At 51.0% G+C, this 15276-nt stretch carries 19 protein-coding genes; 13 read left to right on the top strand and 6 right to left on the bottom strand.

What is annotated here, in order from left to right; genetic code table 11:
* Positions 1-80: 80 nt before the first annotated feature.
* The 3 genes from ACO0LF_RS29395 to ACO0LF_RS29385 all read left to right on the top strand — a co-directional run bounded on the left by ACO0LF_RS29395 (position 81) and on the right by ACO0LF_RS29385 (position 2531).
* Positions 81-374, top strand: a complete 294-nt coding sequence (locus ACO0LF_RS29395) for a helix-turn-helix domain-containing protein (protein WP_423020635.1) — start codon at positions 81-83, stop codon at positions 372-374.
* A gap of 118 nt (positions 375-492) precedes the next feature.
* Positions 493-1359, top strand: coding sequence for a hypothetical protein (locus ACO0LF_RS29390; RefSeq protein WP_423020633.1), 867 nt, complete (start codon positions 493-495; stop codon positions 1357-1359).
* Positions 1356-2531, top strand: coding sequence for a serine hydrolase domain-containing protein (locus ACO0LF_RS29385; RefSeq protein ID WP_423020631.1), 1176 nt, complete (start codon positions 1356-1358; stop codon positions 2529-2531). The genes ACO0LF_RS29390 and ACO0LF_RS29385 overlap by 4 nt, the downstream gene beginning before the upstream one ends.
* Positions 2532-2550: 19 nt before the next feature.
* Here ACO0LF_RS29385 and ACO0LF_RS29380 read toward each other — a convergent pair whose 3' ends face one another.
* From ACO0LF_RS29380 to ACO0LF_RS29370, 3 genes are all read right to left on the bottom strand, one after another.
* On the bottom strand, positions 2551-3207 hold the full coding sequence (locus ACO0LF_RS29380; protein WP_423020629.1) for a TolC family protein: 657 nt from the start codon (positions 3205-3207) through the stop codon (positions 2551-2553).
* Between the two features lie 75 nt (positions 3208-3282).
* Entirely contained in the window at positions 3283-3390 is a 108-nt protein-coding gene (locus tag ACO0LF_RS29375) for a GrpB family protein (RefSeq protein WP_423020627.1), read from the bottom strand.
* Between the two features lie 86 nt (positions 3391-3476).
* Positions 3477-3656 carry a hypothetical protein gene (locus ACO0LF_RS29370; RefSeq protein ID WP_423020625.1) on the bottom strand — a complete coding sequence of 60 codons (180 nt, stop codon included), beginning with the start codon at positions 3654-3656 and terminating at the stop codon, positions 3477-3479.
* Positions 3657-3917: 261 nt separating this feature from the next.
* Between ACO0LF_RS29370 and ACO0LF_RS29365 the strand changes: the two genes are divergently transcribed.
* From ACO0LF_RS29365 to ACO0LF_RS29350, 4 genes are all read left to right on the top strand, one after another.
* Complete coding sequence (locus tag ACO0LF_RS29365; RefSeq protein WP_423020623.1) at positions 3918-4427, top strand: sigma-70 family RNA polymerase sigma factor; 510 nt, start codon at positions 3918-3920, stop codon at positions 4425-4427.
* 1 nt (position 4428) lies between these two features.
* Entirely contained in the window at positions 4429-5469 is a 1041-nt protein-coding gene (locus ACO0LF_RS29360) for a FecR domain-containing protein (protein ID WP_423020621.1), read from the top strand.
* A gap of 231 nt (positions 5470-5700) precedes the next feature.
* Entirely contained in the window at positions 5701-8154 is a 2454-nt protein-coding gene (locus ACO0LF_RS29355) for a TonB-dependent siderophore receptor (protein WP_423020619.1), read from the top strand.
* A gap of 19 nt (positions 8155-8173) precedes the next feature.
* On the top strand, positions 8174-9424 hold the full coding sequence (locus tag ACO0LF_RS29350; protein WP_423020617.1) for a PepSY-associated TM helix domain-containing protein: 1251 nt from the start codon (positions 8174-8176) through the stop codon (positions 9422-9424).
* Here the strand turns inward: ACO0LF_RS29350 and ACO0LF_RS29345 are convergent.
* Positions 9414-10154, bottom strand: coding sequence for a substrate-binding periplasmic protein (locus tag ACO0LF_RS29345; RefSeq protein WP_423020615.1), 741 nt, complete (start codon positions 10152-10154; stop codon positions 9414-9416). The genes ACO0LF_RS29350 and ACO0LF_RS29345 overlap by 11 nt on opposite strands.
* 294 nt (positions 10155-10448) lie before the next feature.
* Between ACO0LF_RS29345 and ACO0LF_RS29340 the strand changes: the two genes are divergently transcribed.
* Both ACO0LF_RS29340 and ACO0LF_RS29335 read left to right on the top strand, forming a co-directional pair.
* Positions 10449-10883 carry a DUF2177 family protein gene (locus ACO0LF_RS29340; RefSeq protein ID WP_423020613.1) on the top strand — a complete coding sequence of 145 codons (435 nt, stop codon included), beginning with the start codon at positions 10449-10451 and terminating at the stop codon, positions 10881-10883.
* A gap of 1 nt (position 10884) precedes the next feature.
* Complete coding sequence (locus tag ACO0LF_RS29335; RefSeq protein ID WP_423020611.1) at positions 10885-11649, top strand: HAD family hydrolase; 765 nt, start codon at positions 10885-10887, stop codon at positions 11647-11649.
* A 122-nt stretch (positions 11650-11771) separates the two neighbouring features.
* On the opposite strand, the gene ACO0LF_RS29330 is transcribed toward ACO0LF_RS29335, so the two are convergent.
* Positions 11772-12230, bottom strand: coding sequence for a PA2169 family four-helix-bundle protein (locus ACO0LF_RS29330; RefSeq protein WP_423020609.1), 459 nt, complete (start codon positions 12228-12230; stop codon positions 11772-11774).
* Between the two features lie 421 nt (positions 12231-12651).
* On the opposite strand from ACO0LF_RS29330, the gene ACO0LF_RS29325 reads away from it, so the two are divergent.
* The 4 genes from ACO0LF_RS29325 to ACO0LF_RS29310 all read left to right on the top strand — a co-directional run bounded on the left by ACO0LF_RS29325 (position 12652) and on the right by ACO0LF_RS29310 (position 14650).
* Positions 12652-12954: a hypothetical protein gene (locus ACO0LF_RS29325; RefSeq protein ID WP_423020607.1), complete on the top strand. Its 303-nt coding sequence runs from the start codon at positions 12652-12654 to the stop codon at positions 12952-12954.
* A gap of 57 nt (positions 12955-13011) precedes the next feature.
* Positions 13012-13215 carry a hypothetical protein gene (locus tag ACO0LF_RS29320; protein ID WP_423020605.1) on the top strand — a complete coding sequence of 68 codons (204 nt, stop codon included), beginning with the start codon at positions 13012-13014 and terminating at the stop codon, positions 13213-13215.
* A gap of 77 nt (positions 13216-13292) precedes the next feature.
* Positions 13293-13673 carry a hypothetical protein gene (locus ACO0LF_RS29315; RefSeq protein ID WP_423020603.1) on the top strand — a complete coding sequence of 127 codons (381 nt, stop codon included), beginning with the start codon at positions 13293-13295 and terminating at the stop codon, positions 13671-13673.
* Between the two features lie 344 nt (positions 13674-14017).
* Entirely contained in the window at positions 14018-14650 is a 633-nt protein-coding gene (locus ACO0LF_RS29310) for a response regulator (protein WP_423020601.1), read from the top strand.
* 72 nt (positions 14651-14722) lie between these two features.
* On the opposite strand, the gene ACO0LF_RS29305 is transcribed toward ACO0LF_RS29310, so the two are convergent.
* A complete protein-coding gene (locus tag ACO0LF_RS29305; RefSeq protein WP_423020599.1) occupies positions 14723-15103 on the bottom strand; it encodes a response regulator in 381 nt (126 codons plus the stop codon).
* Positions 15104-15276 lie beyond the last annotated feature (173 nt).

Here is a 15276-nt window from a genome sequence, read left to right as displayed (position 1 = left end):
TAGTAATGCCACGTCAATCACTCCTGCTCCCTACTCATCAAGATAAGTAGGATTGTGTGCTAAACGTGGGTCAATTTTAGATGCAATTTATCCAGCAAAGTGGGTCAATTTTCAGTGCAAATCAACAATATCAAGGCAATGATACAGAAACACAAGTAAGCCGCACACTGGACGGATTAGAAATTTTCGACAGCTTGACGACTCAAGATCTGAGGCACGATCTCGATATCATGCATCCAGCAGGCAGAATTAGGGAATTACGCACTAAAGGTTACGACATAAAAACCGTTTGGGAAAATTGCCCCACAGCCTGCGGGAAAATTCATCGTATGGCCCGCTATGTGTACTTAAGAAAAATGAAAGGAATGGCATGACGGAGCAAAGCTTCACCTTTGAGCTTGAAGCAATTCTGATAGAAGATTTTTTTTCAAATAAACCAATCTGATGCCGCCGGCCTTATTATTATGTTTACCAATATCAGGAAAAATTCCAATGAAATCACTAACCTCTGGCATGGCCAGAGCAGCGACACTGCTACTTATCCTAACCCTGCTATCAGGCTGTACGCTGATCAAAACCGGCGTGGCCTTGATGCATTCTCGCGATGCATTTGTAGCCAGCAAAACCAATCCCGATGTACGCTATCTGGCTGGTACCTCACCAGAGATTGCAGAACAGGTGACGAACCGGGTTGCTGCTGCCGTCAAAGAAGGGCGTGGAACGGTTGAGAAAGCGCATGGCGCGAAGTTTACGCATGCACCGCAGATCTACATTTGCCATGCCGATTGCTTTACCCGCTATGTGCCCGTCACCGTCAATGAGCCGGCGGCGCAGTTTGGAGATAGTATTTTTTTGAATATCGACGCTCTGCTAAAAAGAGAAGCGCGCGGCGCGTTGCCGCTGGAATATATACTCACACATGAACTTACCCATCTCTTGTTATATCAGGTGGCGGGGCCGATTGCCTATGCGCGTGTACCAGCCTGGTTCCGTGAAGGGATTGCCCAGCAGGTGGCACAAGGGGCAGGTGCTTCAGAGTTTGTCACCAAGCCGGAAGCTGCCCGTATGCTATTGGACGGCAAGCATTTTGACCCGGCAGAAGTGGGCAGCATGTTGGTCAACCGGACTGCCTCCAGCTACAAGCTGACCACACCTATGTTCTATCGTCAGGCGCTGATGTTTGTCGATTTTCTCAAGGCCAGCAATCCGGTGGCGTTTGACAAGGCATTGCATGACATTGTCAGTGGCAAGGATTTCCATGACAGTTTCAAGTCAGCTTATGGGGCATCGATTGTGTCATACTGGCCCGCATTTATCGCGTCAATCACATCGCTTACCGTACAACCAAACACTCCATGATTAAAAACAGCCTGCATAAAACCGGGCGCAAGCATGTCTTGCGCGCTTGCGCAACATCTGTCGCCTCTGCCCTGCTTATCAGCATAGGCGTGAGCACAAGCGCCTATGCCAGCGATGTTGCCCAGGCTGTAAATGCCAACAGCAATACCTGCGCAAAAAGCTTGGACACTTATCTGTCGCTTTACTTAAAACCTGGCAATGCTGGTGCCAGCGTCATTGTGACGCGCAATGGCGATACGCTCTTGCGCAAGAGTTATGGCATGGCAGATATACGCCAGGGTCTGCCACTGGAAGTGGACATGCCTTTGCGCGTGGGTTCGATTACCAAGCAATTCACCGCTGCGGCCATCATGCTGCTGGTTGAAGAAGGCAAGCTGGCTGTCACGGACAATATCAATGTTTACCTGCCCGACTACCCGACACAAGGCAAGCAGATCACCATAGAAAACCTGCTGACACATACGTCGGGCATACGCAACTATACGGCGCTGCCACAGTTTTATGGCAAGGCTACCAGCTCGGTCAGCATTACCGAGGCCATCGCTTTTTTTAAAGATGCCACACCAGAATTTGCACCTGGCGAAAAATTCTCATACAGTAATTCAAACTACTTTTTGCTGGGCGCGATTATAGAAAAAGTCTCAGGCTTATCCTACGCTGAATTCATGCAAGCACGTATTTTTACTTCCCTGCATTTGCAACATAGTTTTATCGAGACCGATACCAAAAAACCGGGCCTGCTTGCCAATGGCTACAGCCGCGTTCGTGGTGAAGAGGTCAGCGCCCCACAATACAGCATGAGCTGGCCTTATGCTGCGGGCGCAATGCGTAGCAGTGTGGATGACCTGGCTGCCTGGAACCAGGCTAGCGTGGCAGGCCGCCTGCTGACAGCCGATTCATGGAAGAAAATGCGCACCCCTTATGTGTTTCAAGGCAGCGGCAAGAGTGATGCTAAAAACAGCCCGTATGGCTATGGTTTTTTCATACGCAAGATACATGGCAAAGACGCCATCGAACACGGCGGCGATATCCCCGGCTTCAGCGCCGCTGCCCTACACTTGCCAGACGAGGGCCTGTATGTGGCAGTGCTGGCCAATAGTGACGCCCTGACGATTGCACCGGGCATTCTGGCCGAAACGATAGTAGACAAGGTGGCGCAGTGCAGTTTTTGAAATGTCGAACCGGACGGAGCTAACTCCCTCGCGCTTCCACTGACCACCCTCCCCCCAATGCCCTGACCAGTTGCGCTTGCAGCGCATTGGTTTGAGCGACAATGACGTCGAGGTAGCTGACTGCGCCTTGCTTGTAGCGGATTTCTGCCAGTGTCAGGGCGCGTTGTGCGGCGACTGTGCCCAGGCTTTCTTCTTTGGCGGCTTCGCCGTATTGACTTAACAATGCGAGTTGGTCTTCGACTTGCTGGAATGCGCCTAGTACGGTTGTGCGGTAGCGTTGGCCTGCTTCATCGAGCACGGCTTCTGCGCCTGCGACTTGTGCTTTGCGGCGGCCACCGTCAAACAGGCTGACTGCCAGGGTGGGGCCGATCGCCCAGAACAAATTGAGCATTTCCATGAATTTGGCGAAATCACTGCTTTGAAAGCCACCCTGTGCACCCAGGTTAAGCGAGGGGAAGAAGGCAGTTTGGGCAATGCCAACTTTGGCGCTGGCAGCGGCGACGCGCAATTGGGCAGCAGCGATGTCGGGGCGGCGTTGCAATAATGACGATGGCAAACCCAGTGGTATTACTGGGGTGGTGGCTGGCACAAGCCTGGGTGCGATGCTGAAGCTGGATGCATTGGCACCGACCAGGGCGGCAATAGCATGTTCAGTGATGGCGCGTTGTGCCTGCACTTGCTGCGCTTGCGAATGGGCGGATTGCTTTATAAAGTAACGCCTAACAGGCAGCTCTCGCTCATACTTTGGGACCTAGAGATAGCCCTGATCTTCCAGCACTTCGATTTTTGCTTCTATATCTGTTAAGGAACTTGCCCCAAGCAATACATCTATCACAGGCTTGGCTGCGAGCCCTGGCAATGAGGTGCTACATGCTGGACATGCTGGACATGCTGGACATGCTGGACATGCTGGCAAATTATTTTTTTGGTTGCTGATCAATCAATTTAGTCTTCAAGTGTCTCTTTGAGTTCATTCAATAAGTCCTCGAAGTCAGACTCATTGATAGATTGTAGTTCCTCAGGCAAAAGCCACATATTGCTGGCATCAAGGTGCGCAATAAATGCCGGGAACTCTCCTTCTGCCAATTTCTTTTCTGACCAGGGCATATAGGCGGGTATTTCCATCAGGGCCTAATCACGCCCACGTTTTTGCATATCCATGACGCTGATAGCAATTTCCTTGTCTGTTGTCATGTTCTTTCTGTCCTCCAATATAGCACCCACTCATTTGTCTCTGTATAGGCAAGAGAGAACCTCACACAATATCAGAAACTATTCAAGCTTAAAGACAAGGAAGAATTGCTTATTCATCGGGAGCTAAGCTACAATGAGAATAATTCTCATTAACGTTTAACTGGTGCCCTGCACCAATCTGAATATAGCGCCATGTCAGCCAACGACTTCAGCTTGCGACAGCAAATGCATGTTCTTTACAGCGACCATCATGGCTGGCTAAAGGCGTGGTTGCGTCGCAGGCTGGATGATACATGCGCTGCGGCTGACCTGACTCAGGATACTTTTCTCAGCCTGCTCAAGACTGGGCAGGCTGCGGATATTCTGGAGCCACGACCATTTCTTGCGACAATTGCACGCAGGTTGATGTCACACCGTCACAGGCGACAGTTGCTGGAAACAGCTTACCTGGATGCCCTGGCCGCCATGCCGGAACCAGTTGCAGTTTCACCAGAATTACAATTGTTGGCGCTTGAGGCATTGCAGCAAATCGACATGGCTCTGGATGGCTTGCCGCTGGCTGTGAAAGAAGCTTTCTTGCTGGCCCATCTGGAAGAGCTGAGTTATGCAGAAATTGCCGAGCGCTTGAAAGTCTCCACCAGCTCGGTCAAACAATACCTGAGCCGCGCCAACCGGCAATGCCTGTTTGCGCTGGCAGCCTGATATGGAAATAGCACAGTCACACACGCTGCAAACACTGGACAACGAACCTGCCCACATCATGCTTGGCGGCAAACCACTGGACGCGGGCATTGCCGACGAGGCGGCGGAATGGCTGACGCAACATATGTCAGGAGAGATGACAGATACAGATCGCCAGCGCTGGCAAGCCTGGCGTGAAGCACATACTGAGCATGAGCGTGCATGGAAGCATATTGAAGCTGTCATGGGCCGCTTTGGCAAACTGCAGGCGGGTGCTGCCTACCAGAGTCTGTCACCTTATGCGACTGAGACGATGGGCAGTGACAGCCATGCAAGCCGCCGTAAAGCTTTGAAAATTTTGCTATGGTGTGGCAGTGCCGGTGTGGCGGGCATGCTCACAAGGCAAACCGAAACCTGGCAGCAACTGGCGGCGGATTATCATACGGGCGTAGGTGAAAAGCGTGAAATAGCCTTGAATGACGGCACCCGCATCACGCTGAATACTGCCAGCAGTATAGATGTTCATTTTGATGGCAAACGCAGGCTGGTGCGCTTGCTGGCGGGTGAAATCATGATCGTCACTGGCCATATCGATACCCACACTAGGCCATTTATGGTTGAAACCAGCGACGGCAGCATACGAGCGCTGGGCACGCATTTTACGGTACGTCAATATACGACCCACACTGACGTGGTGGTGCTGGAAGATACAGTGGAGATCAGTCCCGCAGCAGCATCTGGCCCTAAACAACTGATCAAGGCAGGACAAGGATTGTACTTTACCCGGCATGCTACCGGTAGGCTCAGGTCTGCAGATGAACAGGCTGCGGCCTGGGTGCGTGGTCAGATCATTGCTGATGATATGCGTCTGGCGGATTTCCTGATCGAACTGAGCCGCTATCGCAAAGGTGTGCTGAGATGCGACCCTGCGGTGGCAGATTTACGTTTTTCTGCCGTATTCCCCCTGAAAGATGTGGAAGGCATACTCAGCATGCTGCCCAATTCTCTGCCGGTCAAGGTGGTGCCGTTTACCCGTTTTTGGGTGACTATTACGCCTGCCTGAAGTTGCGACTTCATGAGAGCTTCATTAATGTCGTAGGAGCGGCTTTAGCCGCGAACACATCGCCATTGTCGTTTATTTCTGGTTGGATCAAGCATTCGCGGCTGAAGCTGCTCCTACGGGATCTCATGGCTTAGATCAAAAAAAATTTTAATTTTTTTCTGCCCGATTTAATTTCTCGCGGCACCTGACAAGTGAAGGCTTTATTTTTGGCTATTAACTTGAGAGAAAAACATGTCGTTGAGGAAGAATACAAAACGCAAGGCAGCAGCGATTGCTGCAATGACTATCACGTCTGTCACGTCTGTCATTATTACAGCAACACCCGGTGTCGTCATGGCGCAAGCAACTGTCGCCAGGCAGGAGCAAGCGCAGCGACATAGTTACCACATCCCTGCAGGTGCGCTGGCACCGGCATTACGTAATCTCGCCAGTGTGGCAGAAGTGCCGCTCACTTTTACTGCCGACCAGACTGAGGGCAAAACCACCACAGGCATCAATGGCCAATACACTGCGCAAGAAGCTTTTACCCTGCTGTTGCAAGGCACGGGTTTACTGGCTGTGCGCCTGGAAAATGGTGGCTATGTACTTCGCCCTCTAACAACAGCCGCAACAACAGCAGCGGGCGATAACAAGCCTGCCAGTTCTGCCTCAACACTGCCGGATGTACAGGTGACTGCCTCAGCCGATAAGGAAAAAGCCTGGGGCCAGGTTTATGGCTATGTTGCAAAGCGCAGTGCGACTGGCACAAAAACTGATACTGCGCTGATAGAAACGCCGCAATCCATCTCAGTCATCACCAGCGACCAGATACAGGCGCAGGCATCGAAAAACATACGTGATGTCATTGGTTATACGCCTGGCGTGGGTGCGCAAACCAATGGCTACCGCGATACCGATAATCTGATGCTGCGCGGTTTTCAGGTTGATAATTCCAGCATACGTCGTGATGGTTTGCGGTCCCCCAGCAATACCTTCACTGGCACGCAAGAGCCTTATGGACTGGAACGGGTAGAGATCTTGCGTGGTGCGGCGTCCCTGCTCTATGGTGCGACTGAACCTGGCGGCTTGATCAACCTGGTCACCAAGCGGCCATCGGCAGAAAGCTGGCATGAAGCTGGCCTTGAAGTGGGTAGCTATAATCGCGTAGAGGCAACTGCCGATCTTACCGGTAGCCTGAATCAAGAAGGCAGCCTGTCTTACCGCCTGACTATGCTCAATCGCAAGAGTGACAGCTTTATCGATTTTGTTCCTAGTGACAGACTGTATATAGCCCCGGCGCTGAACTGGAAAATTGCGGATTCTACACAACTGACTTTGCTGACCCACTATCAGGAAAGCAAGCTGAACCGCCAATGGGGATTGCCGCCAGAAGGTTCATTGCTACCAAATAAAAATGGCGTGCTGCCCAGGGGCCTGAGCATAGGCGAGCCTATCGATCACAGAAAAGATATACACAAGTCTGCCGCCCTGCTGTTGGAACATCAGCAGGATGGGCAAAACAAAATCAATTTTTCGATACGACGCAACCAGGTGGACCTGGACTGGAACTATGCAGGCAGGGATAGTCTGCGAGATGACCAGCGCACCCTCACTCGCTATTTTGCCAGACGCATGGAAAAAGTCGCAGCCTGGACTTTTGATACCAACCTGCAATCACAGATCAAAACCGGTTTTCTTGACCATCAATTGACACTGGGAGTTGATGGCAGCTCTGCAGATGCGCAACGTACCCGCAGGTATTCATTGATCGCCCCGCTGGACCTGTTCAAACCTGTCTACGGCGCAAAACCGTATGGCGATGACGGCAAGGATGGCTACCGGGAAAACACGCGCTCACTCGGTATTTATCTACAAGACCAGATCAAGATAGACAATCGCTGGGTGCTGTTACTGGGTGCGCGCCATGATAATGTGAAGATAGCCCAGTCAGATTATTTTGAACCTGCATGGAACACAGACAAAACCACTTCCACCATAGGCAGGGCTGGCCTGGTGTACCTGGCTGACAATGGTTTTGCGCCCTTCCTCAGCTTCAGCCAGTCATTCCAGCCTATAGGCGGCAATGACAGGCTGGGCGCACGCTTTAAACCCAGCAAGGGCGAGCAATATGAGTTTGGCCTGCGTTACCAGCCTGGTGGCAGCAATACCCTGCTGTCTGCAGCTGTTTATCAACTGACACAAAGCAATGTCCAGGTGCCTGACCCGCTAGCGCCGGACGACTACTCTATACAAACCGGTGAAATCCGCGCACGCGGTCTGGAACTGGAAGCCAAAACGGACCTGACGCGCAATCTGCGCCTGATTACTGCTTATACGTATACTGACGCCAAGACCACAAAAGCGGGCCCCACCCAGCCCAACGTCGTTGGCCAACGCCAGGCCAATACACCGGCCAATCAATTCTCGGCCTGGGCGGATTATCAGTTTGCTGAGGCCGGCATACCCAAGCTCAGGCTGGGTATGGGTGTGCGTTATGTAGGCCAAACCCTGGCAGCCAATGCCCCTTATCAAGTTCCTGCCTTTCATGTCTTTGATACTGGTCTCAGCTATGACATGGATAAATGGCGTTTCAAACTGAATGTGAAAAACCTGACTGACAAGTCGTATATTGTTGAATGCGGTGATGGTTACTGTAATTATGGCGACCCGCGCCAGGTCACGGTGTCGGCACAATATCGCTGGTAAAACGCGGCAGCATATGCACATGATTGCAATTTTGCGCAAAGGCAAACTGCTGCGCCTGCGGCCCACCATGATTATCTTCCATCGGTGGGCCGGGCTGGTATTGGCTGGCTTCTTGATATTGTCAGGCCTGACTGGCAGCATCCTGGCATGGAATGCTGAACTGGAAGCGCTGCTCAGCCCCGAACTGTTTCTGGCCGAAGCACCGTCACAGCACGCGCCCATGCTGGACCCGCTGAGTTTGCGGGAACAAATGCTGCAGCAATACCCTGCAGCAGATATACCTTATGTGCCCTTGTTTACCGAGACCGGGCATGCAACAGTATTTTTTCTTGCGCCCAAGAGCACAGGCACTGATCCTGAGCTGGAGAACGACCAGGTTTTTGTCCATCCCTACACAGGTCGGATTTTAGGTGAGCGCAAGTTCGGCCTCATTGCGCAGGGCAAGAAAAATCTCATGCCCTTCATTTATCGCTTGCACCGTTCGCTGGCTCTGGGCAAAGTCGGTACTTATGTATTTGGCCTGGTCGCCTTGCTGTGGACGCTGGATTGCTTTTTTGGTGCCTATTTGAGCTTGCCGCCACCTGCACGCCAAACACATGCTAAATCCTGGTTGCGTCGCTGGTATCCCTCCTGGAAATTACGCCGGAATGCAGGGCATTACAAACTCCATTTTGACCTGCACCGGGCCGGTGGCTTGTGGCTATGGGCTATGCTGTTCATCCTGGCCTGGAGCGGCGTAGCCTTTAATCTGCAGCAAGTCTACACGCCGGTCATGCAAACCATGTTCAGGCATCAGCCAGGCGACAACATCATACCGGCACTCAGCAAAGCACAGCATGCACCTGGCATCAGTTGGGTGCAGGCCAGGGATACTGGTCGCCAGCTCATGCGCCAGCAGGCAATAATCAATGGCTTCGATATACGACGGGAAGATTCGCTTTACTATGATGCCGGGAAAGCGGTCTTTCGCTACGATGTGCTCAGCAGTGCAGATATACGCACTCATTCCGGCGGTACCAGTCTCTGGTTTGATGCCAACACTGGCGCATTCCTTGCTCTCAGCTTGCCCACTGGTGGTGCTACCGGCGACACGCTGTCAACCTGGATTACCAGCCTGCACATGGCAGCCTTGTGGGGCTTGCCGTTCAAGTTATTTATTTGCATGATGGGGATGGCAGTCACAGGCCTGAGTGCCACCGGGATTGTCATCTGGGCGAAAAAACGCCGCGCACGATTGTCCAGTCTACAGCAGCGAGCAACTATGCCTTAGGCGCGTAACTGTCTTTATTCTCTTTGATAAAGATATTCAATTGCTTCAGCAAGCCTGTACTGGCATTGCGCGTAATGAAATTGAAGGTCTCACCGGTAGTACCGGCAATATGATGGATATCTGCCAAAGCCAGGCCACCTGCCACATCTTTTTCATAAGCACTGCGCAGGTATTGGTTGCTGACATCACCTTCTGCAAAGGCGTCGGCTTTGTGGTTGGCGATGAGGGTCTTGACGATATAGCCCTGGGCATCAGCCTGTCCTGCGGCAAGCTGATCTACATACTGGATGGTGCAATTGGGGTAACGTGTTTGTGCATCAATGTCAGCCGTGGAACCGCGGGTGACGACGATGATTTTTCCGGCCAGGGTGTCAGGGTGGTCAAATGCTGTCTGGTCAGCAGTGCGCACCAGCAGTGATCTTTTGACCTGGAAGTAGGCATCGCTCCATGCGCCACCCTGACCGACATCACGCTTTTCACGCTGCTGCACGCCAGCAGCAGCGACGTCGCATGTATTATTGTCAGGCGTGGTCCAGATATCGTCGAAGTCATGCTCTATCAAGGCAATCTCCAGGCCCAGGCTATCTGCAAACTTTCTGAGGAAGATCACGTCCAGGCCAGTGAGCTCGCCGTGCTCGTCCTTGTAGCAGACCGGCGCGAATCCACCATAAGTGCAGACCGTCAATTTGCCAGCGACCAGGGTGGTGATTGCTACAGTATCGTTCGTCATTTCATTTCCTTCTTAATCAGTACAAATCATGACTTACAACATCCTGCCGGGTTAGTAAAACCCCACATTTGCTCTATGCATTCTATCGACGAAATTAATAATATGCAAAGATATTTGTTGCCAGTCTTTACCCGGCTCCCGCCAGTCGCTCCTTTTTTATGACTGGTTCTCACGGGATCAGAATTACCTAAAGTGTCTACCGCACATACGAGTCCAATTATTTCGCCGATAATGGCTAACATTGATGAGTGTCTCACTATTTATACCTGAATTTATACCTGAAAGGTGCAAGCCATGTTTACTCTAAGCACAGCCAAATCGCCGACTATGCAGCAATTACTTATTGCCTATGTAACCACCTTACTTGCCGTGCTGGCCCTGGATGCTGTATGGCTGGGTTTATTGATGGGTCCCAGCTACCAGTCTGCGTTGGGCGACTTGATGCTGGCTCAGCCCAGGCTGATACCGGCAGCGCTTTTCTATTTGTTGTATGCACTGGGTCTGCTGGTCCTGGGCATACTGCCTGCCTTGCAAGCGCAAAGCTGGCAACGCGCAGCATGCTTGTGTGGCATGCTGGGTCTGGTTGCATATGGGACCTACGATCTCAGTAATCTGGCGACACTGAAAGCCTGGCCCGCCATGCTGGCGGCGCTGGATATAGGCTGGGGCGTGGCCTTGTCGACTATCGCTGGCACACTGGGATATCTTGCAGGCAGGCGTTTTGCCTGACTTGAAGATTCAAGCCCCACCAAACAGGAACTTTACGGCAGGGCGCTCAGTCGAAACGGACTCATTATCTGCCTTGTCCACTCTTTACCCGCCAATGAACTCACCCTATCAACTCATCATCTTTGACTGCGACGGCGTACTTGTCGACAGCGAACGCATCACCAATGAAGTCTTCGTGAAAATGCTCAATGAACTGGGCTTGCCACTGAAGCTGGAAGACATGTTTGAACAATTTGTCGGCCACTCCATGGAGCAGTGCATGGCCAAAATTGCAGACATGCTGGGCCATCAGCCGCCAGAAAACTTTTTGGCAGAATATCGTGTACGGACCCGCGCGGTGCTGGAGAGCAAGCTAGTGGTAGTGCCGGGCATACCTGAAGCTTTGGCACAATTGAAACTGCCCTATTGTGTCGCCTCCAGTGGCGACCATGAAAAAATGCGCACTACGCTGGGGGTGACTGGCTTATGGCCACAGTTTGAAGGGCGTATATTTAGCGTGAGCGATGTCAAAGCCCCCAAGCCTGCCCCGGATGTATTTTTGCATGCTGCGGCGACCATGGGCTTTGCACCTGAAGATTGTGTCGTGGTAGAAGACACGCCTACAGGCGTACGGGCGGCAGTGGCTGCCGGTATGACGGTGCTGGCTTATGCAGCGCTGACACCCGCGCAGCGCTTGCGCGAAGCAGGCGCGCATATCATTTTCGATAACATGCTGGATTTACCTGTTTTGATTTCAAAAGGCAAACTGCTGACTGCGACTGCCTGAAGTGGGTCGGCATAACTAACGTGTGGCGGCCGGTAAGCTAAAAAAAAACCAGTCATGTTTCGTGACTGGTTTTTTTATGCACGCTGAGGCACGCTGAGGCGGCGTGATTATCGATAAAACTCTCAGGCATGCGCCCTGACTTGGTCACGCAAGACTTTGATGACATCGTGATTGCGCAGTACGCCTTGATATTGGCGCTCCACCACCAGGCGTATGTGGGTAGGCAATTCTTGTTCCAGTGCTTTGCGATATACACGCACGGCTACGTCTTCACCGCGTTCGCACTCATTGAGCACGGTTTCATCATCCTTGCCGACGATGGCAGCACGGATATTGGTCCAGGCGCGGTGCAGGTCACCAGATAAAGTCCCGCTGGTTTCAGGGTCGCCGCCCTGGTTGCGTACCAGTTCCTGCAATTCAAGAGCAGCGCTGGCACATTCACGTCCGCGTTCGGCCAGCATGGCTTTCAGTTCAGGATGACGGCCACTGGCATCTTCTGAGCAGACTTTAAATCCTTTTTCGCCATCTTTGCTGGTTTCAATCAAATCGTTCAGGGTAGAAATGATTTCGTCGTTGTTCATGATGTTTCCTTATGAGTGAATAAACCGGCATGTGTGCTGTGCTTGATGAGCCTACATATAGAGAGAGGCCAGCCAGCTTGCCGGTCGATATACCTGTCACTTAGTATCCATGACAGGGTCTTCGTCAAGAAGGTATCCCTCTTCGACATGGGTAAATATTAAAGCTCTTGCATAAAAGGCAGTATCGGACAGGCGCTTGTCGGCATGTAGGAACTGGCGACAAATGGCAGGCGACTTCTCCAATAAACCTCTGCGATGCCGCAAGATACTGGAATGTATTTCCTGCTTGCAGGCTGCAACGGCTTGCTATGAGTAACAGACGATTTACTTCATCTAGTCCTACAAATGTGGAGGCACGCGTCCTATAGGGTGCCTGTAAGGCCGATGCTAGTATGTATTGGAAGTCTGGCGGAGATAGCAGATGGCTGGCAGATGCAGACTTATTGATCAGCTCAGCACTTCTCAGCACTTACAACCCAGCGCTCACTTGTTTACTGGAGAAATCGAAATGAATACATGCTTGTTCAAAAGCGGCATCTTTTTTTTATGTGGATCCATGCGTCTTGGTTTAGGTCATATGTTTGACAAACCGCAATTGCGTGCCAGTGGTTATCAAATGCTGACTAATGCAAGGTGTCAGGTTGCAATTGGTGATGCACAAAAAGTCATCCAGCAATGTATCAAGCGCCAGCAAAATAGTCTTACTTCTATTTCTAGATCCTAAAATCCTGATCCTAAGATCCCCCGATCACCGGGCAATTAAACCTCATTGGAGAAAAACATGATAGCTAGCAAACACATCCTACTCGTCGCCGGTATTGCCAGTTGGGCATTGATGACCGCTTTTGGCAAAAAAAGATATCACGAAAAACATGCGGCCAAGAAATTGCACAAAACTGAGCTGAGTACCTGGGAAGGTGAAGGCGGCAACCTGCCGCCAAGCACCATGCGTACCAGTGCAGATCATCCTGCCGCCTCTCAATAAATTTACATGAATAGGATGGCAGCAAGCAAGCCACTGATACTGGCCTGCTGCCATAGACCAACAAAAAAGGAGTGACCATGCCTACCAAACAAACCGATACTACGGCAGCAGCCAATGGCAATGTGGCAGAACAGATAGACCATCCTGCCATCCCCTTCCCTACCAGCGACAACCCGCCATCGCTGGCTGAACAGGCTCAGGAGAAGATTGCTGAAGCAGTCAAACCAGTGGCCGAAAAAATCACCGTGCTGAAACAGCAGGCAAGCAGCAAATTAAATTCTGGTGCCAACCAGGCTGCCTGCAAATTGGGAGAGCATAGTGAAAGACTGTATGTTTCGCAGGCAAAGCTGCTGGATACCTGCCGGGTCCAGGTCAGAAAGCAACCCATGACCATGTTGGGCATTGCGGTTGCTACCGTGGTAGCGCTTGGTGTGCTGGTCCACAGACAGACACGATAGCAAGCTTGGGCCGATTACAGTTTTATATCTGGGCCAGGCTACTCTAGCAGTATTGTGCCCTGCAGATGTGCTCAAAATGGGCAAAATGATGCATTGCCTGGCCTTCAAAGAGATTTCGCTCAAGCAAAAATGTAAGTCTTTCAGACATGACGTAGGTCAACATTTTTATATTTGGCCAAGAATTGATATGAGGAATACACCTAATTTGCCTAAGTGCTATGCTATAAGGGTAAACGCTTCATGGTGTGCCAGATATAATCAAGTAAGGGACAAGTTGGCATTACCGATGCCGCCTAGCAAGCAATTGAAGCAATTTCGTGAATTACTATAGCTGAAAGATGACAATGATACGTATAGCAGTCTGTGATGACCATCAAATCGTGCGCGCTGGTTTCAAGCAAATATTTTCAGAAGTCAGCGATTTTGAGGTTGTCGCCGAGGCAACGACAGGTAGAGAAGCGCTTGATATCGCCAGGAAGGAAGCTTGCGATGTCATGCTATTGGACATCAGTATGCCAGATCAGAGTGGCATAGATACTTTGCGTACCATCAAGCAGGGTCAGCCCAATTTACCCATATTGATTTTAAGTGGTTATCCTGCCCAGCAATATGCAGTCAATGTCATGAAAATGGGTGCCAGCGGCTATTTGAACAAGGAATGCGATGCCGATGAGCTTATCAAGGCAGTGCGTATGGTGTCCACCGGCCGCCGCTATGTCAGCGCAGATGTAGGGGAGATTCTGGCCCAGGGTTTTGATCACGATGCAGAAACCGCTTTGCATACAGAATTATCTGACCGTGAATTCCAGGTATTTTTAAGATTGGCCAAAGGCGAATCTGTCTCCGACATTGCTGTGACGCTGTCACTCAGCGTGAAAACCATCAGCACCTACCGTACTCGCGTCATGGAAAAAATGAACCTGCAATCCAATTGCGACCTGACTTATTACGCCATGAAGAATAATTTACTGGAATGAGGAGGCAGGCTGTTTGCGAGCCTGTCTGGTGAGATTGTGATTAAGCTTTGAATCGATATTCAATGGAGAGATTCAGTGAGCCAGTGCCTGGATGTGCTCAACCAGGTTATCCATCTCGCGGGATTTATCAAAAAAACCTGCTGCCCCCAGTGACATGGTGCGGTTTTTCAAGGCATTGCTGGGGTTGCTGGTAAATACCAGGCGGGAACCATACTCTCGTCCATCATTTTTCAACCCTGACAATACAGCCAAGCCACTGCCTTCACGCAAACCTATATCCACGATGGCAACATCCCACTCGATAGAGCGCAATTGTTGCAAGGCTTCTTGTTCACTTTCTGCGAAACCGATGACTTCTATATTGTCCGCCTGCTGCAATACCTCGATCAGCACAGAGCGTATTCTTTGTGCATCTTCGATTAAAAATACTTTTAATTTTTTCTTGTTGTCCATTTTGTTCCAAACTCTTACGAACTGAAACTCGTCGCGATAAGACCATTAACACGCTTCACCGCGGACCTTCATACAAGTCATTTTAAGGAGCTTACAGTTGATTGGCAATAAACTTTCACGCAATCATTTGTAGGCGAAATCCTACTTGCTTCGACCTCAGGGGCTAGAAAAAA

Origin of the sequence: Undibacterium sp. Di27W, from assembly GCF_049340345.1 — a bacterium.
In the GTDB taxonomy this organism is placed as follows: Bacteria; Pseudomonadota; Gammaproteobacteria; order Burkholderiales; family Burkholderiaceae_D; genus Undibacterium.
This window is presented reverse-complemented; position numbering and strand designations above follow the sequence as displayed.

Excerpts from the sequence above, each read along its gene's own strand:
- ACO0LF_RS29395 (WP_423020635.1), top strand. The coding sequence starts at position 81 with ATGCAATTTATCCAGCAAAGTGGGTCAATTTTCAGTGCAAATCAACAA.
- ACO0LF_RS29390 (WP_423020633.1), top strand. The coding sequence starts at position 493 with ATGAAATCACTAACCTCTGGCATGGCCAGAGCAGCGACACTGCTACTT.
- ACO0LF_RS29385 (WP_423020631.1), top strand. The coding sequence starts at position 1,356 with ATGATTAAAAACAGCCTGCATAAAACCGGGCGCAAGCATGTCTTGCGC.
- ACO0LF_RS29370 (WP_423020625.1), bottom strand. The coding sequence starts at position 3,656 with ATGGAAATACCCGCCTATATGCCCTGGTCAGAAAAGAAATTGGCAGAA.
- ACO0LF_RS29365 (WP_423020623.1), top strand. The coding sequence starts at position 3,918 with ATGTCAGCCAACGACTTCAGCTTGCGACAGCAAATGCATGTTCTTTAC.
- ACO0LF_RS29360 (WP_423020621.1), top strand. The coding sequence starts at position 4,429 with ATGGAAATAGCACAGTCACACACGCTGCAAACACTGGACAACGAACCT.
- ACO0LF_RS29355 (WP_423020619.1), top strand. The coding sequence starts at position 5,701 with ATGTCGTTGAGGAAGAATACAAAACGCAAGGCAGCAGCGATTGCTGCA.
- ACO0LF_RS29350 (WP_423020617.1), top strand. The coding sequence starts at position 8,174 with ATGATTGCAATTTTGCGCAAAGGCAAACTGCTGCGCCTGCGGCCCACC.
- ACO0LF_RS29345 (WP_423020615.1), bottom strand. The coding sequence starts at position 10,154 with ATGACGAACGATACTGTAGCAATCACCACCCTGGTCGCTGGCAAATTG.
- ACO0LF_RS29340 (WP_423020613.1), top strand. The coding sequence starts at position 10,449 with ATGTTTACTCTAAGCACAGCCAAATCGCCGACTATGCAGCAATTACTT.
- ACO0LF_RS29330 (WP_423020609.1), bottom strand. The coding sequence starts at position 12,230 with ATGAACAACGACGAAATCATTTCTACCCTGAACGATTTGATTGAAACC.
- ACO0LF_RS29325 (WP_423020607.1), top strand. The coding sequence starts at position 12,652 with ATGGCTGGCAGATGCAGACTTATTGATCAGCTCAGCACTTCTCAGCAC.
- ACO0LF_RS29320 (WP_423020605.1), top strand. The coding sequence starts at position 13,012 with ATGATAGCTAGCAAACACATCCTACTCGTCGCCGGTATTGCCAGTTGG.
- ACO0LF_RS29315 (WP_423020603.1), top strand. The coding sequence starts at position 13,293 with ATGCCTACCAAACAAACCGATACTACGGCAGCAGCCAATGGCAATGTG.
- ACO0LF_RS29310 (WP_423020601.1), top strand. The coding sequence starts at position 14,018 with ATGATACGTATAGCAGTCTGTGATGACCATCAAATCGTGCGCGCTGGT.
- ACO0LF_RS29305 (WP_423020599.1), bottom strand. The coding sequence starts at position 15,103 with ATGGACAACAAGAAAAAATTAAAAGTATTTTTAATCGAAGATGCACAA.